General features: G+C 50.5%; 22 protein-coding genes and 2 pseudogenes. All 24 read left to right on the top strand.

Going from position 1 to position 18,210, the window contains the following annotated elements:
* Nucleotides 1-34 precede the first annotated feature (34 nt).
* The 24 genes and pseudogenes from QY332_15570 to QY332_15455 all read left to right on the top strand — a co-directional run bounded on the left by QY332_15570 (nucleotide 35) and on the right by QY332_15455 (nucleotide 18,029).
* Nucleotides 35-388, top strand: coding sequence for a hypothetical protein (locus tag QY332_15570; GenBank protein WKZ35032.1), 354 nt, complete (start codon nucleotides 35-37; stop codon nucleotides 386-388).
* Nucleotides 389-497: 109 nt separating this feature from the next.
* The gene (locus QY332_15565; GenBank protein WKZ35031.1) at nucleotides 498-1,553 is read left to right on the top strand and encodes a copper oxidase; all 1,056 of its coding nucleotides are present in this window, start codon (nucleotides 498-500) and stop codon (nucleotides 1,551-1,553) included.
* A 101-nt stretch (nucleotides 1,554-1,654) separates the two neighbouring features.
* Nucleotides 1,655-2,050: a FixH family protein gene (locus tag QY332_15560; protein WKZ35030.1), complete on the top strand. Its 396-nt coding sequence runs from the start codon at nucleotides 1,655-1,657 to the stop codon at nucleotides 2,048-2,050.
* A 59-nt stretch (nucleotides 2,051-2,109) separates the two neighbouring features.
* Entirely contained in the window at nucleotides 2,110-2,688 is a 579-nt protein-coding gene (locus QY332_15555) for a DUF3105 domain-containing protein (protein WKZ35029.1), read from the top strand.
* A gap of 10 nt (nucleotides 2,689-2,698) precedes the next feature.
* Nucleotides 2,699-3,475, top strand: a complete 777-nt coding sequence (locus QY332_15550; protein ID WKZ35028.1) for a DUF2085 domain-containing protein — start codon at nucleotides 2,699-2,701, stop codon at nucleotides 3,473-3,475.
* Nucleotides 3,420-4,109: a response regulator transcription factor gene (locus QY332_15545; GenBank protein WKZ35027.1), complete on the top strand. Its 690-nt coding sequence runs from the start codon at nucleotides 3,420-3,422 to the stop codon at nucleotides 4,107-4,109. The genes QY332_15550 and QY332_15545 overlap by 56 nt, the downstream gene beginning before the upstream one ends.
* Nucleotides 4,106-5,800 carry a histidine kinase gene (locus QY332_15540; protein WKZ35026.1) on the top strand — a complete coding sequence of 565 codons (1,695 nt, stop codon included), beginning with the start codon at nucleotides 4,106-4,108 and terminating at the stop codon, nucleotides 5,798-5,800. Before QY332_15545 ends, QY332_15540 begins: the two co-directional genes overlap by 4 nt.
* A gap of 113 nt (nucleotides 5,801-5,913) precedes the next feature.
* A pseudogene (locus QY332_15535) lies at nucleotides 5,914-6,468 on the top strand (cytochrome c biogenesis protein CcdA).
* Between the two features lie 75 nt (nucleotides 6,469-6,543).
* Nucleotides 6,544-6,654, top strand: a pseudogene (locus tag QY332_15530) (cytochrome c biogenesis protein CcdA).
* 42 nt (nucleotides 6,655-6,696) lie between these two features.
* Nucleotides 6,697-7,446 (top strand): thioredoxin domain-containing protein, encoded by a 750-nt coding sequence (locus tag QY332_15525; protein WKZ35025.1) that lies wholly within the window; start codon nucleotides 6,697-6,699, stop codon nucleotides 7,444-7,446.
* A gap of 20 nt (nucleotides 7,447-7,466) precedes the next feature.
* A complete protein-coding gene (locus QY332_15520; protein WKZ35024.1) occupies nucleotides 7,467-7,886 on the top strand; it encodes a rhodanese-like domain-containing protein in 420 nt (139 codons plus the stop codon).
* 201 nt (nucleotides 7,887-8,087) lie between these two features.
* Complete coding sequence (locus QY332_15515; GenBank protein WKZ35023.1) at nucleotides 8,088-9,050, top strand: hypothetical protein; 963 nt, start codon at nucleotides 8,088-8,090, stop codon at nucleotides 9,048-9,050.
* A gap of 207 nt (nucleotides 9,051-9,257) precedes the next feature.
* The gene (locus QY332_15510) at nucleotides 9,258-9,830 is read left to right on the top strand and encodes a TlpA disulfide reductase family protein (GenBank protein WKZ35022.1); all 573 of its coding nucleotides are present in this window, start codon (nucleotides 9,258-9,260) and stop codon (nucleotides 9,828-9,830) included.
* A gap of 120 nt (nucleotides 9,831-9,950) precedes the next feature.
* Nucleotides 9,951-10,130: a YHS domain-containing protein gene (locus QY332_15505; GenBank protein ID WKZ35021.1), complete on the top strand. Its 180-nt coding sequence runs from the start codon at nucleotides 9,951-9,953 to the stop codon at nucleotides 10,128-10,130.
* A gap of 338 nt (nucleotides 10,131-10,468) precedes the next feature.
* The gene (locus QY332_15500; protein ID WKZ35020.1) at nucleotides 10,469-10,831 is read left to right on the top strand and encodes a zinc ribbon domain-containing protein; all 363 of its coding nucleotides are present in this window, start codon (nucleotides 10,469-10,471) and stop codon (nucleotides 10,829-10,831) included.
* A gap of 132 nt (nucleotides 10,832-10,963) precedes the next feature.
* Complete coding sequence (locus QY332_15495; protein WKZ35019.1) at nucleotides 10,964-13,600, top strand: heavy metal translocating P-type ATPase; 2,637 nt, start codon at nucleotides 10,964-10,966, stop codon at nucleotides 13,598-13,600.
* 6 nt (nucleotides 13,601-13,606) lie between these two features.
* Nucleotides 13,607-13,918, top strand: a complete 312-nt coding sequence (locus QY332_15490; GenBank protein ID WKZ35018.1) for a hypothetical protein — start codon at nucleotides 13,607-13,609, stop codon at nucleotides 13,916-13,918.
* A gap of 1 nt (nucleotide 13,919) precedes the next feature.
* Nucleotides 13,920-14,552 carry a class I SAM-dependent methyltransferase gene (locus QY332_15485; protein ID WKZ35017.1) on the top strand — a complete coding sequence of 211 codons (633 nt, stop codon included), beginning with the start codon at nucleotides 13,920-13,922 and terminating at the stop codon, nucleotides 14,550-14,552.
* 1 nt (nucleotide 14,553) lies between these two features.
* The gene (locus tag QY332_15480) at nucleotides 14,554-14,931 is read left to right on the top strand and encodes a cupredoxin domain-containing protein (protein ID WKZ35016.1); all 378 of its coding nucleotides are present in this window, start codon (nucleotides 14,554-14,556) and stop codon (nucleotides 14,929-14,931) included.
* Nucleotides 14,932-14,944: 13 nt separating this feature from the next.
* Complete coding sequence (locus QY332_15475; GenBank protein WKZ35015.1) at nucleotides 14,945-15,148, top strand: hypothetical protein; 204 nt, start codon at nucleotides 14,945-14,947, stop codon at nucleotides 15,146-15,148.
* A 2-nt stretch (nucleotides 15,149-15,150) separates the two neighbouring features.
* Nucleotides 15,151-15,357, top strand: a complete 207-nt coding sequence (locus tag QY332_15470) for a hypothetical protein (protein WKZ35014.1) — start codon at nucleotides 15,151-15,153, stop codon at nucleotides 15,355-15,357.
* A gap of 216 nt (nucleotides 15,358-15,573) precedes the next feature.
* Complete coding sequence (locus QY332_15465) at nucleotides 15,574-16,296, top strand: hypothetical protein (protein WKZ35013.1); 723 nt, start codon at nucleotides 15,574-15,576, stop codon at nucleotides 16,294-16,296.
* 12 nt (nucleotides 16,297-16,308) lie between these two features.
* Nucleotides 16,309-17,688 (top strand): 4Fe-4S binding protein, encoded by a 1,380-nt coding sequence (locus QY332_15460; GenBank protein WKZ35012.1) that lies wholly within the window; start codon nucleotides 16,309-16,311, stop codon nucleotides 17,686-17,688.
* A gap of 32 nt (nucleotides 17,689-17,720) precedes the next feature.
* A complete protein-coding gene (locus tag QY332_15455; protein ID WKZ35011.1) occupies nucleotides 17,721-18,029 on the top strand; it encodes a heavy-metal-associated domain-containing protein in 309 nt (102 codons plus the stop codon).
* Nucleotides 18,030-18,210 lie beyond the last annotated feature (181 nt).

Below are 18,210 nucleotides of genomic sequence, written 5' to 3'. Positions count from 1 at the left end.
CTACAATGGAGAATATCCAATAATAGAGGCATCCATGACTACATTTTCCTTCTTAATCGTTGCTATGCCCTGCGATATGGCATTGCAGGCAGCAGAAAAAAAATTATCGCAAGCCGGTTTGCGTGCCATGCAAACCTTCGACCTGCATACTGTGCGCCATACCCAGCCGGATTGCCCCTGCCCAAATCATGGCACAGCAGATTGTGACTGCCAGATGGTTGTTCTGATGGTCTATGGGGAGACCGCTGAACCTGCCACCTTGATCCTGCATGGAAGTGACGGACAAACGCGCTTCTCCATTGCGGATGACCCCTCCCAACGGGCGGACAGAAAACTAGTCGCTTCCATTAAAGAGGTATTGGACATCAAGGCAATCGAATCTGTTTAACCCTTACATAGGCAATATTGCCTATACAGTCCCACGTCAAATTGCTCTGGATGGATCAAAGGGGAATCCATATATTTAAGTGCTATTCCAACTTTGCAGAGGAACCATAATGAAGAAGATTTTATTTTTTACAATCACGAGTCTGCTATTGATCTTATCCGCTTGCGCGCCCACCACAACATCCAGTGGAAATTCCGAGATGATGGATGTGACCGCCACACCGGGGAGCATGATGATGGACAACCCCGAAGCGGCTCATATGATGGAGCCAATCACCGCGCCAAACGTCCAGCCTGCCACCGAAGCTGAAGGCGGATTGCCCCTGGAATATCGCCTGGAAGATGGCGTCAAGGTCTTTGAACTAACAACCAAAGCTGTCCAATGGGAAATCCTGGATGGAGTGACCGTTACTGCCTTCACATACAACGGAACCGTACCCGGCCCCATGATCCGCGTGACCGAGGGCGATCAGGTCCGCATTATCGTCAAGAATGAATTACCCGATCCAACCACGATCCACTGGCATGGAGTCGAAGTCCCCAATGCAATGGACGGCGTACCGGGTGTCACCCAGGACCCGATCCAGCCGGGCGAGACGTTTACCTATGAATTCACTGCCAAGCCGGCAGGGACGTTTATGTATCACTCGCATTTTGAGGGCGATGTGCAGGTGGGCGCCGGGTTGTACGCTCCGTTCATCATCGATCCTAAAGAACCCGATGCCACCCCTCCTGATGTGGACGTAACTTTGATGATCTCGGAATGGCGCATGACGGATGGAACAACCTATGCCGCCATGCCCATGAGTGGGATGGAACCTAATTACTTCACAATTAATGGCAAATCCTTCCCTGCCACCGAAACCATCACTGTCAAGAAAGGGGATCTGGTCCGGCTGCGCTTCATTGCCATCGGTCAGTTCATACATCCCATGCATCTGCATGGCGTTCCCTTCAAGATCGTGGCGACAGATGGGCATCCTGTCCCCGAGGCGGCGCAGTTGACCAAGGACACGGTCAGTGTCGCTCCGGGAGAACGCTACGATATTGAGTTCGTCGCCACAGAGACCGGGCAATGGATGCTGCACTGTCACATCCTGCACCACACCACCAACGACAATGTCGAACCGGGTGGTTTGATGTTGATGATCAACGTCGTTGAATAGGTCTCGATACGGGCGTGCGGCGGTTGAGTAGCGCTCTTTGCATGTCGAAACTCCGCACGCCCTACTCGACCAACAAATACATTCAAAGGAGAGAGTGAAAAATGAGAAAGCTGTTCTTTATTAGTATGTTCGTTTTGGCGTCTGTTCTACTGTCAGCTTGTGGAGGCGGGGCTGCTCCCGCCGCAGACACAACAGAAGAGAAACCGGTGAATATCCAGGTGGAAACCAGTCCCAGCCCCGCAATGAAGGGCGATGTCGAACTGATTTTCACCCTCACCGATGCAAATGGCAGCCCCATCGAAGGCGCGACAGTGGATGTCTCCGTGGATCACACCGACATGACGGGCATGGGCATGAGCGGAGTTGCCACCGACCAGGGAGGCGGGAAATATTCCATAAAAGCAGGTTTCAGCATGAGCGGAAACTGGAAGCTAACGGTCTATGTCCGCAAGGATGGGCTTGACTTCCAGGAAGACATCGATATTAAGATCCAGTAACCAGCCTGAATGATATGGATGCCAGCTCTGGCATCCATATCATTCATTAGGGAAACCTTATGCCATCCAAAACACAGCGACAGATCCAACAAGAAAAGAATCGCAAGCAAAAACTGAAATCGAATTTGATCTGGATCGGGGTCGGGGCAATTGTCCTGGCGCTCATCGGATTCATTTTCTGGCAGGGCGTTCGCCCTCCAATGGGCGAGGCGATTCCCATTATGACCAGCGCGCCTCATCTTGCACCAGACACGAATCCCGGGGAGTACAACTCCGACCCGCCGACATCAGGTTTGCATTATGCAACCGAATTGGATGCAGGTTTTTATGACCAGAATATTTACACATTTCCCGCCGCTTATCTGGTTCACAATCTGGAACACGGCTATGTGATCGTTTGGTACAACTGCAACCTGCTCGATGAATCCGCCTGCACAGAGTTGAAATCACAGATCCGTTCAGTTATGGATGAATTCAACAGTATAAAGATGATCGCCTATCCGTGGGACTCGTTGGATGCGCCCGTGGTGATGACCTCCTGGGGACGTATGCTGCGATTCGAGTCCTTCGATGTGGAGCAAGCGCGAGCCTTCTATCGCGCCAACCTCAACCAGGCGCCTGAACCGGACGCTCCATAAAGGAAAAGACATGTCCACACTGGGAACGAACACCCGCTTACACCAAAGTCGATCCATCTTTCAACGGCTGGGAGATCACTGGTTTGGCACTTTTCTGGTCATCTATGGCTTGTGGGTGCTCGTTCCATTTCTTGCGCCGGTTTTCATGAATTTGGGATGGATAGGCGCGGGAAAAACGACCTATTTTTTCTATTCCTTCTTTTGTCATCAACTCCCCGAACGTTCCTTCTTTTTCTTCGGGGATAAGAGCATGTACTCCCTGGCGGAGATCCAAGCTGCCTGGCAGGATACAGCCAACCCCATGATCCTGCGTCAGTTCACTGGAAATGAAACAATGGGTTGGAAGGTAGCCTGGTCGGACCGCATGATCTCGTTCTATACCAGTGTCTGGTTTTTCGCAGCGCTCTGGTATCCATTCCGCCGCAGAGTAAAAACTTTAAGTTGGTGGGGGGTTGCCTTGTTCTTGTTGCCAATGGCCTTGGATGGTGGGACTCACATGGTCAGCGATTTTGCAGGAATTGGAAATGGATTTCGTGATACAAATGCATGGTTGGCTGTATTAACGGACAATTCTTTGCCCATGACCTTTTATGGGGGCGACGCGCTGGGATCGTTCAATTCCCTGATGCGCTTCATTTCGGGTGTGCTGGCTGGAATGGGTATCGTCTGGCTGGCGTTTCCATATATTCAACAAACGCAGACGTATAATCAGCAATTGGAAGAACTAAATTATGCCAAAATCATCGAGCAAATCAAAACCCAAAATACGCATTCTCCTGGCGGATGACCATCATATCGTCCGTGCAGGCGTGAGGCAGCTGCTGGAAAGTGCGACTGATCTCCAGGTCATTGCCGAGGCGGGGGATGGCGAGGAGGCGCAAACCCTTATCAGCAAACACAAACCCGATGTCGCCGTGTTGGATATCCAAATGCCCAAAGCCAGCGGCATTGAGGTGACACGCTGGGTACGGTCACAATTCCCTGAAGTGGGTGTGTTGATCCTGACCGCCTACGACGATGATCCATATGTGATGGCCGTCCTGCAGGCGGGTGCCAATGGTTATGTGCTCAAAACCGGGCAGGCGGATGAACTCATCCAGGCGGTGCGCGATGTCAATGAAGGCAAGTCGGCTCTCGACCCCGTGGTCGCGCGCAAATTGATGTCCACCATCTTCAAAGGACCCGATAAAAATGTCGTCGAACCATTGACCGACCGGGAACTGGATGTGCTGCGACTTGCCGCAAAAGGATTTACCAATAAAGCCATCGGTGTGCAACTGACCATTAGCGACCGCACGGTGCAGGGCCATCTTGCGCACATCTTCGCCAAACTGCAAGCCAACAGCCGCACCGAGGCGGTCATGCGCGGAGTGGCGCTGGGATTGATCTCACAAAGCTCAGGCAACATTACCGAAGAATGAAACGACTCCTGCCAGGCTGGCGCGGTCTGACACAACTCTTTGCAGTCACGGTTCTGCCGTTGACGCTATTGTTGCTATTCATTGCGTTCGGCGGGGTCAACATGCATCAGCAGGATATGCGTACCTTGGTTGGGGAACGCGACGAACGCGCCGTGCAGTCTGCCGCTGCCGCCCTGCAATCCGAACTTCATCACCGCATGGCGACTATCACGAGCATGGCGGTGCTGGCGTCTGAAGAGATTTCCTTCGAGAAAATATTTGCCACCACCAATGACCTTGCAAAGGATTTCAACGGGGAGGTTGCCTTTCTGAGCTCGAACGGACACTTGATCGAGAAAACGGGGAATGATAGATTTTGGGGATGGGTGTCGCAAAACCCCAACTTGATCAACCTCGCTTCCCCTTCGGACCCCGAACCTGTTTTCTCCGATCCGGTCATTGACCCAAATTCCAAGCAACTCTTTATTATCATCTCAGCCTATTCTGAAACTCGTGATGTGATCGTCGCCGGCGCATTTTCACCCGAGGCGCTGGCTTCCGAGACCCTGACACCCACCTATCCAGCAGGCAGTCATGTGACTATCTATTTGCTGGATGCCTCCCGCCGCTTGTTATTCGTCAGCGGCGCTCTTGAACAGGAACGCCTGGACGCTGAGCATCCAGGTGTGATGGAAGCCCTGAATGGGAAAAGCGGTGTTCTCTATGTGAAGAAGGATGCGACCGAACATGTGGTTGCCTACAGCCCGATTGAGGCGGCAGGCTGGGCGTTGATTACAGAAGAGGAATGGGAAATGGTGATCAGTCCCTCGCTGCAATTGACCCAGATGGCTCCGCTCGTGGTCGTGCCAGCCTTCATCCTGGCGCTGATCGCAATCTGGTTTGGCGCAAAACAGATCGTCCAGCCATTGCAAAAACTTGAGTCCAAGGCGGCTGCGCTGGCATGGGGGGATTTTGAAGCCATTCAGGAACCGGTCGGCGGTATTTCCGAAGTGCAACATCTTCAAATGGAATTGACCGAAATGTCGCGCAAGGTACAAGCCGCACAGGAGGGATTGCACGATTACATTGGGGCGATCACTTCGGCGCAAGAGGATGAACGCATGCGCCTGGCACGCGAGTTGCATGACGATACCATTCAGGCTGTGATCGCATTAAAACAACGTGTTCAACTTGCACAGAAATCCATCAAAGAACAGAATGGCAGACAATCCCTCAAGGAATTGGAGACACTCGCCGAACAGACGATAGAGAACCTTCGGCGTCTCACGCGTGCGCTAAGACCAATCTATCTCGAAGACCTGGGGTTGGTTACCGCGCTCGAAATGCTGACGCGTGAAATCAGCCAGAGCAATCCCTTGACCGTGGAATTTCAAAGGACAGGCAATGAACGCCGTCTCTCGCGCGACGTGGAATTGTCACTTTATCGCATTGCGCAGGAGGCGCTCAATAATGTGGTCAAACATTCCAGGGCGACCCACGCCGACTTGTCCATTCGTTATTCCGGCTCAGAAGTAACATTGGTAATTAAAGATAACGGCAACGGCTTTGTCGCTCCGGCAAGTCCGACCGAATTTGCTACCAACGGGCATTTTGGGCTGCTTGGTATTCATGAACGCGCTGACCTGATCGGGGCACGGTTGGGAATTGAATCTACCCAAGGACAGGGAACCAGGATTGAAATTCGCTTGTAAAGCGATAAAACTCATAAGCCATTTTGCCTGCTGATTTTCCCGCCATCCTGCGCTCATGCAGGGGCGGGGTTTTGCGTATCATGGTGTCATACCCTTATCGAATAGGAAGACTTATGACTACTGATACTGTCAGTCCCCGCTTTCCCTCCCAAACAGAACGATTGAAAATATTTTTACACGCACTGCTTTTCGTCCTCGGCTTCTCACTGGTGTTTGTGATCGGCTGGGGCGGCTCGGTGACGGCGCTGGGTCAATTATTTGGCGCATACAAACGGGTCATCGCGCAAATTGGAGGTGTGGTCGTGATCATGTTCGGGCTGGCGACTCTCGAAGTGATTCGTCTCCCCTGGTTTTATTATGATACCCGGGCACAATATACGGGTCAGCGCGGAACTTATGGCGGGTCTGCCCTTATGGGCATATTCTTTGCGGCGGGCTGGAGCCCGTGCATTGGCGCGACATTGGGCGCGATCCTGACAATGGGGCTTAGCCAGCAAACCGTGGGGCAGGCGATGTGGCTTTCTTCAGGGTATTCGCTTGGGTTGGGCATTCCATTCCTGGCGATGGCACTTGGGCTGGAACGAGTTTCCGGTTGGCTCAAACACATGCGGCCCTATCAAAAGTATTTCAAGATCGCCAGCGGCGTTTTCATCATAATCATTGGCGTTCTGCTTCTCACGAACACCATGAGTCTGATTGCAATCTGGGCATTCAAGAATGGGCTTTACATTGAAAAATTCACCCTGTTCTCCGCGGCGCCAACGTATTTCACCGCCATCATTGCTGGGTTGTTATCCTTCCTCTCGCCTTGTGTCCTGCCACTTGTACCCGCCTACCTCGGTTATCTGAGCGGGCATACCATCCAAAAATCATAAGCTGTTGGAGAATAGAACTTCATGGATTCCCCTCTGGATACGGAAGATACCATTACATTTAAGCGCACCCATTTTTATTCGGTCCTTGTGGTACTGGCTTTTGCCATCGGCATCCTGACCGGTTATGTTGTCTGGGAGCTGGCACCCCGCTCACAGCCGGTAATTACCAATAATCCACCCGCTGTCCTGGGACCCGTAGTTGAAGTACCAACAGCGACCCAGTCACCTCAATTCACTCGCTATGACATCCCATTCGAAGGCTTTCCCAGCCAGGGCCCAGTGGATGCGCCCATCGTGATCGTCGAGTTCAGCGATTTTCAATGCCCGTTCTGCAAACGCTTCCAGGATGAGACGGCTGCACAATTGCTGGCGGCGTATCCTGGTCAAATTCGTTTTGTCTATCGTCATCTTCCCCTGACCTCCATCCATCCCGAAGCCTTCCCATCAGCGGAAGCCTCAATGTGCGCCAATGAACAGGATGCGTTCTGGGAATACCATGACAAAATCTTCGAGAACCAGGACAAACTTGGGCGCGAACTTTACCTGAAGATCGCTACTGATCTCAATCTGGATAAAGGTTCTTTTGAAGAATGTTTAGAGGCGGGTACATATAAGGACTCGATCCAGCAGGATATGGATTTTGCGCTTAACCTTGGTGTTCAATCCACCCCGACGTTTTTCATCAACGGGCTGGCAATCGTTGGCGCGCAACCGCTTTCTGCTTTCACGCAGATAATTGATAAAGAACTGGCTGGAGAAATCCCCAAATAGTTTACGAAAAGGAGTTTTTAGTGAAGCAAATATTTTTGTTATCTATTCTTCTGGTTTTGCTCGGGGCTTGCCAGGGTAAGCCTGCCGAAATTGCAGGCAATAAAGTTCCCGTTGATGATGGCGCCTATACCAACGTGAATGCAGATGAATTGAACACGATGCTGAGGCACAAAGATTTCATGTTCATCAACGTTCACATTCCCCTTGAAGGAAAAATTACTGGAACAGATCTATCCATTGCTTACGACCAAATTACCGATCCCCTCAATCTTGCACTATTGCCTGTCGATAAAAACGCAAAGATTGTTCTGTACTGCCGCAGCGGACGTATGAGCGCCATTGCCGCGGAGGCATTGGTAAAGCAGGGGTATACGAACATTTGGAATCTGGCAGGTGGCATGGCAGATTGGGAATTAGCCGGATACGAATTGGAAAAATAATAAGAAGGATGAAAGACGATCAAAAACCCCGGTATTCGGCATGGCGGTCAATCCGCAACATATCCTAGCCAGTTTTCAGAACAAAGGGTGGATGTATTATTTCTGTTCCCAGACTTGCAAGCCAATGCTCGAGCGCGAGCCTGAGAAATATACGAAGAGCGAAGAAATAAAGCTCGAATAAATGCAAGGCAGAGGAAAAACATGACAAAACAAGACTTTGAAACAACCGGAAAATCCACCGAAGGATCATTTTCAACGAACTCACGCATCAAGCAAATTGCATGGCTCGTTATCGTCCTGATCATTACTTTCCTTCTCGGCTATGGGGGAGGTTACCTAAAATGGGGGCAGGATGAGAGGGCTGAGTTGAAACAGCAAAAATTAATGACCAAACTTTACGAGCAGGTTAATCCTGTGGATGGGTACACTCTTCCCATTTCCTACGAGCAGTTGGGTCCGCAATTGGTAGAGGCGGGGGTCATTGATACCGATGCTTTTGCACAGGTCATGGCCGCAAGCGGTGATACGCTCAGCGATAGCCAGATCGATATTCTAAAGAAGGGCAGTGATGAGCAAATTGTGATCACTGCTGAGAATGCCCATTTCCTGCTTAATTTCTTTTGGGCTGTCGGGTTGGCTAACGAGAATTCAATTCTCACTGATGGACCAATCGTCCAATACAGCGAAGGGCAGATAGAACGCTTCGCCTCCACTGGCGGCTGGACGCTGGCTACTCGACCCGTCACCGACGTTTATGCCAGCCTGGATATGATTCCACTTACGCCTGAACAACAAACGCGATTGGAGAAGGTGGCTGCAGCGATATATCGTCCATGCTGCAACAATCCCACGCTTTTTCCGGACTGTAATCATGGCATGGCCATGCTTGGCATGTTGGAGTTGATGGCTTCGCAGGGCGCCAGTGTGGATGAGATGTTCGAAGCTGCCAAATATGTCAACGCATACTGGTTTCCCCAGCAAAATCTCGAGATCGCCATGTATCTTCAATCAAATCAAAATCTGGATTTCAAAGACGCCGACGGGTGGCTGGTCACGGGTGCGCAATTCTCTTCGGGGTCGGGTTTCGCTGCCGTCCATCAAAACCTGCAAACGAGCGGACTCCTGCCGCAGGCGCCCAGCCAGGGCGGAAGTTGTGCAAATTAATTCCATAACGAACAGGCGATCATGAAAGTTCAAAAGTCCATCAAATCAAAAGGATGGGCTTTTGGGCAATAAGCAAAAATGCCTATGTAGCGAAAGGGGCTTTGGCTCTATACGTTCAGAAATTTATTATCTATACTGGCTGTCATAGCTTGCTTAATTCAATTCGATGTGTATAGATTTTGAGTGCAGTAGTATTTCGAGGATCGAATGGCAGAGATCAAATCAACTCCACGCCAGAGGGTGTCAATATGGACACAAATCCTTATTTGGGCACCACTATTTGGGTTGTTATTTCTAACAGGGTTTGGTTTGATGCGTGCGCGGCAGGGAACCATTCAACCCGGGGATAAAGTTCCTGATTTTAGCCTGACATTGTTTAGCGGTTATGAATACAATGGTCAATCCGAGATAGAAATTTCAGATTTTCGCGGCAAGGTGGTATTTATTAATTTTTGGGCTTCCTGGTGCAAGCCATGCGAGCAGGAAGCTCCTGCATTGGAGCAAGCTTGGGAATATTATCGATCCAGCGGCAAGGTGGTCTTCCTTGGAATAGATTATTTGGACACTGAACCCCCCGCCCGCGCCTTTCTAAAAAAATTCAACAATACCTACCCCAATGGGCCGGATGTGGGCACGGTTATCTCACAAATGTTCCGAATCAAGGGTGTGCCTGAGACTTACATCATTGATACCAACGGCATCCTTAATTATGTCAAAATTGGTCCATTCCTAAATGCGGATGAGATTATAGCCCTGATCGACCCTCTGCTCACCGAATAGAATGGATGGACACCAGCCGCTGAGTAATAAGCCAAATTGCCTATACCACAGCGGGTAATATAACTCTCAACAATGCAGTCCATTAAAGGGACAACTATAGTTACCAAAAGGAGACAAGTTATGACAACCACAGTACATGATCCAGTATGCCACATGGATATCGATCCCGCCACCGCCGCCGGCACGTCCGAATACAAAGGGCAGACATATTATTTCTGCTCGCTTGGTTGCAAGAAGGCGTTTGATGCCGATCCTGAGAAATATCTCGGCAAAACCGAGGAACACACGCATCATCATTAATTCCATCACCTCCTCCTCAGGTAACCTGCCCAACGGGCAGGTTATTTTTTTAGACATTTTTCCGAAACAAAATCTTCAATCACTCTTTGTCATGGCTTTATACATTCTTTACTCGCGCCTGATATTCTTAAATCCTCGAAAGGAGTACGTAATGTTTCTCATGTGGATCATTCCTCTATTATTGATAGGACTGGTGGTTTATAGTTTGTCGGGCAATAACCTCGCCTGGGCATTCCAACCTTCTTCAAATTACACCTGTCCACACTGCAATCAGGCAGTGCAAAACGATTGGAAAAACTGCCTGCACTGCGGACAGACCTTATGGAAGGGAAGTTGAAATGAAAAAAGTTGACTGGTGGATCGTTGGTATTGTGGCGGTTCTTGCCGTCCTGTTTTTCTTCGGAGGCGGGATGATGTTGGGCAACCGTGGCTACGGAATGATGGGTGGCTATGGCGGACATGGCATGATGGGGAACTGGGGCACTTCTCCCTTTGGTTGGTTTGGCATGGGTCTTCGTATGATTTTTATGTGGATCATCCCCATCGGCATCGTTGCGCTTATTGTGTTTGGCGTTGTCGCACTGGTTCAGCAGACTGGCAATCCACCCCAGCTCGCGACTCAGAATTCCTGCCCCAATTGTGGAAAGGGTGTTCAAAACGATTGGCAAAACTGTCCTTACTGTGGCAATGCCTTGAAATAAAGTCACCCTACGTTCCCAAATTAGCCTGTCAAAAGATAGGCTATTTTGCTTATATGGAACTAGGCTGAAAACCGCTACCTTCGGTCGCCCAATGGATATACACTATTAGCATCTTAAAAAAGGTAGGTAACCATGACTGTCCGTGACCCTGTATGTGGAATGGAAATCGAACCCCAAGATGCCTTCGCCAATCGCGAACACATGGGGCAAACGTTTTATTTTTGCTCACAATCCTGCGTAGATCAGTTTGACGCAGACCCACACCACTATGTGATGACTTCGGCAACAACGGGCTTCAATCCTGAGCAGACCCTCACCCGCGTCGAACTACCCGTTGCCGATCTGCCGTTTTATAAACCTGTCACCACCCTGGAATTTGGTTTGCGCGCCCTGGAAGGCGTACATCAAGTAACCACAAATGCAGGTGCGGGTGTCCTGCAAGTGGAATATGATTCCAAAAAGGTAAATATTCCGCAAATGGCGGCAGTGATCCGCTTGGCTGGATTTCAACCTGGCGGGTCGAATATCAGGATTGGAATCGAGAACCTGCGCTGCGGCTCGTGCGTGAAATTCATTGAAGACGAATTGAAATCCACCCAGGGCGTTTTGAATGCAACCGTCAATATCGCCACGCAGGAAGCGATGGTGGATTATCTGCCGCAAAATACAACACTCGCGCAATTGAATGCGGCGATTGAAAACTGGGGCTACAAGCCACGCGCCGCGTTGAGCGATGCGCCTGTGGATAAACAGGAAGAGGCTCATGCGCGCGAATACAGCCGCCTGATGAAAATGCTCTGGTTTGCAGCGGTTGTTTCAGTACCGGTATTGTTATTCGCATATCCGCAGTATGTTCCCGGCATCCGGGATCTGTCAATGGAAACCATCCGCTGGTCTTGGATTCTTTCCGCCATTGCCACTCTACCTGTATTGTTCTACTCAGGTTATGACTTTTTCACAGGTGCATGGGCAGCGTTCAAACATCGTTCTGCAAACATGAACACGCTGATTGCCTTAGGCACAGGCGCGGCATGGTTGTATTCAACGTTTGCAGTCGCATTTCCTTCCGTTTTCCCCGAAGGCACATCCGAACCATTTTATGATGTCGTTGCAGTTGTGATTGCATTGGTTGTGTTGGGGCAGGCACTTGAACTGCGCGCCAAGGGACAGTCCAGCTCGGCAATTAAAAAGTTGTTGGGTTTGCAAGCCAAGACCGCACGCGTGATTCGCGAGGGCAAAGAAATGGATCTGCCTGTTGAAGAAGTATTGGTCGGTGACGTGATTCAGGTGCGTCCTGGCGAGAAAGTGCCCGTGGATGGTGTTATTGTAGCGGGCAGTTCGGCGGTGGACGAGTCCATGCTAACTGGTGAGTCATTGCCTGTTTCAAAGAAACAGGGTGATGAGGTCATTGGCGCGACTTTGAACAAAACAGGCGCATTCCAGTTTCGCGCCACGAAAGTCGGCAAGGACACTGCGTTGGCACAAATTGTAAAAATGGTGCAAGATGCACAAAATTCGAAGGCGCCAATTGCCCGGCTCGCAGATACGGTTTCAGGATATTTTGTTCCCATTGTCATGATATTAGCCGTGTGGACTTTCGTTATCTGGTTCGTGATCGGACCACAGCCGCAATTGGTATACGCGCTGGTGACAAGTGTTACTGTGTTAATCATCGCCTGTCCCTGTGCATTGGGACTTGCCACGCCCATGAGTCTGATGGTCGGTATCGGCAAAGGCGCAGAGAATGGAATTCTCATTCGCTCGGGTGAAGCCCTGCAGACTGCCCGTGCCATTCAAACTGTGGTGCTGGATAAGACCGGTACCATTACGAAGGGCAAGCCAGAATTGACTGACGTTGTAATCAGTGACCCATTAATCGTAAATGATGATGAGTTGTTGAAATTATCCGCTTCTGTGGAAAAGGTCAGCGAACATCCGTTGGCGCAGGCGATTGTCGAAGGCGCACAGGCACGTATATTGGAATTGGTGGAAGTGAAGGATTTCGATGCCATTCCTGGTCATGGCGTTTCAGCGAAAGTCGCTGGGCGCAACATATTGATCGGCAATCTCAAACTGATGAACCGCGAGAAAATCGCGCTTGGTTCTTTGGAAGAAAAATCAAAATCAATAGCCGACGATGGCAAGACGCCAATGTTTATTGCGCTTGATGGCAAAGCGGCTGGCATCATTGCGGTGGCAGACACGGTCAAGGAAGATTCTGCCGAAGCCATCAAAGCCTTGCAAGGTATGGGTATCGAAGTGGTGATGATCACTGGCGACAACCGCCGCACCGCCGAAGCAATCGCCCGCAAGGTCGGCATCACACGCGTGCTGGCGGAAGTATTGCCCGAAGACAAAGCTAATAATGTCAATCTGTTGCAAGCCGAAAACAAGAAGGTTGCAATGGTCGGTGACGGCATCAACGACGCTCCCGCGCTCGCACAGGCGGATGTCGGTCTCGCCATCGGCACGGGTACGGATGTCGCCATTGAAGCGTCGGATATCACGCTCATCAAAGGCAGCCTCAAAGGAGTGGTCACAGCGATTGAAGTCAGCCGCGCCACGATGACCAATATTTACCAGAACCTGGTCGGTGCATTTTTCTATAATGTGCTGGGTGTACCTGTTGCAATGGGATTGCTCTTTCCCTTCTTTGGCTTGTTGCTTAGTCCATTGATCGCAGGCGCGGCAATGGCGTTCTCCTCTGTGACAGTCGTTGGCAATGCCAACCGCCTGCGCGGGTTCAAGCCGAAGTTCAGTGCAAAGTGAGATGATATGAAAATCCAACTTCTTTATTTCGACGGTTGTCCATCCTGGGAGACTGGTTTGAGAAATCTTCAAATCGTATTACAGGAGGAAAACCTTTCGGCTTCCATTGAAATTGTTAATGTGGTGGATGATGACAACGCGACCCGTTTGAAGTTTCTTGGTTCTCCACACTTCCGAGTAGACAGTGAAGACTTATGGCATGAAGAACGCGAAATATATTCATTAAGTTGCCGCGTCTTTCCAACGCCAGAGGGAATAAAAGGCTTTCCAACCGTATCCATGCTACGCGCGCAACTCAGAAATTTCGAGCAGGTGTGAAATGTCCCACTATATCCCCGCCCTCAGTTTTCGCTGGCTGACACCATTATATGATCCCCTGCTCAAATGGATGATGCGCGAAGAGACCTTCAAACAAAGATTGATTCGGCAGGCGGGCATTGCACCCGCCATGCAGGTGCTTGACCTTGGTTGCGGGACAGGCACGTTGACACTCATGCTCAAGCGCGCCCATCCAGATGCAGTCATCACAGGACTGGACGGCGACTCGCAAGTGCTGGATATTGCCCGCCAAAAATCGCGTGGCATGAATATCCAATGGGATGAAGGGTTCGCTTCCTCCCTCCCTTATCCTGATTCTACTTTTGACAGGGTGGTTACCAGCCTTGTCATTCATCACCTCTCCACCGCTGAGAAGCGCCGTGCGTTCAAAGAGATATACCGTATTCTCAAGCCGCAAGGTCAACTGCACGTCCTCGATTTTGGCGCACCGCATTCGGCGTTCACCCGCTTCATCGCGAAATATATGCGTCATCTTGAGGAGACCGCTGACAACTTCGACGGGTTGATCCCGCCCTTTATGCTGGAAGCAGGCTTCCGCGGAGTCAAAGAAGCGCAGCAGTTTGTCAACATATTCGGTCCGCTGTCTTCATGGCGGGCTGTCAAAGGAGTTTAATATGTCTGAGTTACAAATATTTGTGATCCTGATGGGGATCGTGTTTACCGTTTTGATCGCTTGGTATTTCTGGTTCGCACCCAAGGCGCAGACGCGCCTGGCGGTCAACGCGACTGGTATGCAAGAGGCTGCCATCCTTGTGAAAGGCGGCTATAGTCCTGATGTGATCGTTGTGCAGAAGGGGCGACCCGTGCGGCTGATATTCACACGGCAGGAGAGTTCTGCCTGCTCTGAACAAGTTCTGTTTCCCGATTTTAATAAGAACGCCTTGCTGCCCGAGGGCGAACCCGTGACATTGGAATTCACCCCCGAGAAGGCGGGCGAATATGGGTTTCAATGTCAGATGGGCATGCTGCGCGGCAAATTGATCGTGGAATAAAAGGAGCGATCAAATGAAAGCATCAAGGATCCATTTATCAAATATCTCCTATATCGCAGCCTTCGTGATCGGCGTGATATTATTCGCGGTGTTTATGAAAAGTCTCTTTGGTACTGCTTCCAGTGCAATGGTTCTGGCAGGGATGGCAGGCGTAGCGATTACTGTCACTGCATTCCGAATCAGGCAGGAATTGCATAGCCATAAGAAGGAAAAATGATCATGCAGCCTCAAGCCAATTCCTCATCCCAGCCGGAACTTAATACAGTGTGTGGAGGCGGGATCCAGGATGTTTCAAAATTCCCAGACGCTAAATACAAGGGTGAAAAAGTTTACTTTTGTACAATGGCGTGTCTGAAGGCGTTTTTATCCAGCCCGGATGCATTTATGGCTGGCGAAGTGGAACATCCGCTTGAAGAAGATGAATAAAAGAAATTAACTGACTAATAATCGAAAACCTCCCTAATCAGGAGGTTTTCGATTCTATCGTCCACTATCGATCAATAAAATGTCTGTCATAAAAGCGATGTGATGTTCTTCATAAGTCATTCAGCCTGTCATAAGTTGCGCCATTCCGCGCTCTTTTTATCCTGTTGAACACGATAAGATTTGGCAACTTTGTTTGCAACAGGAGGCAGGTTTCGTATGAAGAAAACATGGTTCCATTACACGGTGACGATACTCACCATTACCATATTGCTGGCAATCCCGCTTCAGCGCGCCCTGGCGGATGGTGCCGGGGAGGGGATCGAAAGAGAAGCCAACGGCTATCACATCCGGTTGATTTTTGTGGAGTCCCCCAGGTTGGGTGCGAACGAATTCCATGTTCAAATCACCGATGCGATGGGTATGCCGGTCGCGAACGCGGATGCGGGAGTGATCGCCATGCCGAACGAAATCATGTCGGAACATGAAGAAGACACCAGGGTTGATGCGCATGGTTCCGACAGCATGAGCGGAATGGACATGCCCACAGAAGAGGCTGCGCCCACCGATGATATGAATGGCATGTCTGGCATGGATATGGGGAATGAACCTGAAGCAAATGAACCTTCTACGCATGGTGAAGCGCAAGATTCTCATGGTGAGACCCAAGACTCACATACTGCTGAACCGACCCAGGTCGTCCTTGAGGCTGGGCACGAACCTGGTGAATATTCCGGGCATGTCTCGTTCAACCGAACCGGGGAATGGATCTTCAATATTCATTTCACTGTGGATGGGCAGTTGACGGAAGTCGAATTCCCCGTGATCGTTGCAGGCTTGGATGCCAAATACGGCATCCTGGCTGGTTTTGTCGGCATCAATGCCTCAGTAATGACCGCGGCCGCCATCATAAAGCGCAAGAAAAATTCAATACAGGCTTAAGAGGAATATTCCATGACGACTTCTCTTCCCAACCAAAACCCATCCCTGCTGAATGGCGGAAACCTGCTCAGCAACAAATGGATCGACCGTTTCCTGCGCAGCCGCTGGTATCCCGGCATCATCCAATGGCCCACCCTGATGATCTTCATGGTCATTATGTTCGAGTTGATCCTCGGACCCGAATCAGCGCATGATAACTTCGGCACCGCGCTGACCTGGGTGTTGTGGTGGCCGCTCATTCCGATCATCTTCCTGTTTCTCGGACGTTTCTGGTGCGCCATCTGCCCGTTCGCCAAGATCAATGATCTGGTACAAAATTTTGTCGGTAACAATCGTCCCGCTCCACGGTTCCTGAAAAAATACGGCATTTGGATCATCGATGCGCTCTTTATCTTCATCACCTGGAGTGATCACGTCTTTGGCGTGGTGGAAAACCCGCTTGGCTCCGGTGTACTGATGTTGACCCTTACCACGGGCGTGGTGGTCTCCGGCGCTTTTTACGAACGCCGCACCTTCTGCCGCTACGTCTGCTTTCTCGGCGGGTTATCTGGCAATTACGCCCGCAACGGCATGTTGAGCCTGCGCGGCACGCCGGAGATTTGCGCGACCTGCACAATTGCCGCCTGCTATAAAGGCACGGATCAGTCTGCTCCCTGCCCCTTGTTCGAATTCCCCAAAACGATGACCTCCAGCGCCAATTGTGTGCTATGCGCGGAATGTATCAAAGGCTGCCCCAATAACTCCATTCAATTGACTGTACGCCCGCCCACCAAGGAATTGTGGTTCATCCGCAAGCCGAAACTTGAAGAAGCCTTCCTTTCAGCAGTCATCATGGGCATCGTGTTCGTCCAGAATGTGACCATGCTCGAGATATGGGCATCCATGTTGAAATGGCTGGAGAATGTAACCGGCACGACCAACTATGCGGTCACCTTCAGTATCACTTTCGCAACCGCCATCATCATTCCGGTGGCTTTGCTCGGCCTGACCTCCTGGATCGCAAGCAAATTCAACAAAGCCACGCTCGTTGAAAACTTTGCCCGCTTCGGTTACGCCATCATCGCGCTGGATATGGCGGGACACATTGCCCACAACCTGTTCCACCTGCTGGCGGAAGGCAAGTCGATCTTCTACACAGCCCTTGGGCTCATTGGGAGAGAAGTCCACGGCGCATCTCCAGCAGTTCTCAGCATGGAAGCCATTCAATACCTGCAATTCGCATTGATTGCCCTTGGCTTCATTGGTTCCCTTTACACTGCCTATCGCATTGCCAAGTCCAACCATGCGGATGGGAAAGCCTGGGGAACCTTCGTGCCCTACGCCGCGTTGATGGTCTTGTTGACGATCATGAACGTCGTTCTCTTCACCCTGCCGATGGCAATGAGAATGTAAATATCTCGAAACAAATTACAGGAGCAAAGATCATGGAACAGAATTGTCATGTCGAACCGATCAGTAAAGCTGTTTTAGATGGCGTGCTCAGCACTGCCGACCGTATCCACCTTGCAGTAGCAGGGATGGGCTGCCAGAATTGCGCCATGCGCGTGCGAAATGCCTTGGTGTTAGTGGATGGAATTCATCACGTGGAAATGTACTTGCAGATGGGATTGGCAGAAGTCTATTACGACAGCGGGAAAGTCGCTCCGGAGGCAATGGTCAAGGCAGTCTTCGCCGCTGGAAATGATGGACGTCATCATTACGAAGCACAGGTGATATCAAACCTTCCCGTGTGACATTCCTCCAAAGTCACCGACACCGGCGATGGTACTCAAACCAGGTGAAAGCACAATCGTCAAGTCTAGAGTCTTTATGATGCATGAAGGCATGGACAGTCCGCAAAACTTTGCGGTTCACTTGAAAACAAATGGACTCAACAATCCAGATATGATCGTGGATTTGGTATCCTAAATAAGG

The organism is Anaerolineales bacterium, assembly GCA_030583885.1.
Lineage (GTDB): Bacteria > Chloroflexota > Anaerolineae > Anaerolineales > Villigracilaceae > Villigracilis.
The sequence above is the reverse complement of the archived record's forward strand: the minus strand, read 5'-3'. Positions and strand labels throughout refer to the sequence as shown.

Excerpts from the sequence above, each read along its gene's own strand:
- QY332_15570 (WKZ35032.1), top strand. The coding sequence starts at position 35 with ATGACTACATTTTCCTTCTTAATCGTTGCTATGCCCTGCGATATGGCA.
- QY332_15565 (WKZ35031.1), top strand. The coding sequence starts at position 498 with ATGAAGAAGATTTTATTTTTTACAATCACGAGTCTGCTATTGATCTTA.
- QY332_15560 (WKZ35030.1), top strand. The coding sequence starts at position 1,655 with ATGAGAAAGCTGTTCTTTATTAGTATGTTCGTTTTGGCGTCTGTTCTA.
- QY332_15555 (WKZ35029.1), top strand. The coding sequence starts at position 2,110 with ATGCCATCCAAAACACAGCGACAGATCCAACAAGAAAAGAATCGCAAG.
- QY332_15550 (WKZ35028.1), top strand. The coding sequence starts at position 2,699 with ATGTCCACACTGGGAACGAACACCCGCTTACACCAAAGTCGATCCATC.
- QY332_15545 (WKZ35027.1), top strand. The coding sequence starts at position 3,420 with ATGCCAAAATCATCGAGCAAATCAAAACCCAAAATACGCATTCTCCTG.
- QY332_15540 (WKZ35026.1), top strand. The coding sequence starts at position 4,106 with ATGAAACGACTCCTGCCAGGCTGGCGCGGTCTGACACAACTCTTTGCA.
- QY332_15525 (WKZ35025.1), top strand. The coding sequence starts at position 6,697 with ATGGATTCCCCTCTGGATACGGAAGATACCATTACATTTAAGCGCACC.
- QY332_15515 (WKZ35023.1), top strand. The coding sequence starts at position 8,088 with ATGACAAAACAAGACTTTGAAACAACCGGAAAATCCACCGAAGGATCA.
- QY332_15510 (WKZ35022.1), top strand. The coding sequence starts at position 9,258 with ATGGCAGAGATCAAATCAACTCCACGCCAGAGGGTGTCAATATGGACA.
- QY332_15505 (WKZ35021.1), top strand. The coding sequence starts at position 9,951 with ATGACAACCACAGTACATGATCCAGTATGCCACATGGATATCGATCCC.
- QY332_15500 (WKZ35020.1), top strand. The coding sequence starts at position 10,469 with ATGAAAAAAGTTGACTGGTGGATCGTTGGTATTGTGGCGGTTCTTGCC.
- QY332_15495 (WKZ35019.1), top strand. The coding sequence starts at position 10,964 with ATGACTGTCCGTGACCCTGTATGTGGAATGGAAATCGAACCCCAAGAT.
- QY332_15490 (WKZ35018.1), top strand. The coding sequence starts at position 13,607 with ATGAAAATCCAACTTCTTTATTTCGACGGTTGTCCATCCTGGGAGACT.
- QY332_15485 (WKZ35017.1), top strand. The coding sequence starts at position 13,920 with ATGTCCCACTATATCCCCGCCCTCAGTTTTCGCTGGCTGACACCATTA.
- QY332_15480 (WKZ35016.1), top strand. The coding sequence starts at position 14,554 with ATGTCTGAGTTACAAATATTTGTGATCCTGATGGGGATCGTGTTTACC.
- QY332_15475 (WKZ35015.1), top strand. The coding sequence starts at position 14,945 with ATGAAAGCATCAAGGATCCATTTATCAAATATCTCCTATATCGCAGCC.
- QY332_15470 (WKZ35014.1), top strand. The coding sequence starts at position 15,151 with ATGCAGCCTCAAGCCAATTCCTCATCCCAGCCGGAACTTAATACAGTG.
- QY332_15465 (WKZ35013.1), top strand. The coding sequence starts at position 15,574 with ATGAAGAAAACATGGTTCCATTACACGGTGACGATACTCACCATTACC.
- QY332_15460 (WKZ35012.1), top strand. The coding sequence starts at position 16,309 with ATGACGACTTCTCTTCCCAACCAAAACCCATCCCTGCTGAATGGCGGA.
- QY332_15455 (WKZ35011.1), top strand. The coding sequence starts at position 17,721 with ATGGAACAGAATTGTCATGTCGAACCGATCAGTAAAGCTGTTTTAGAT.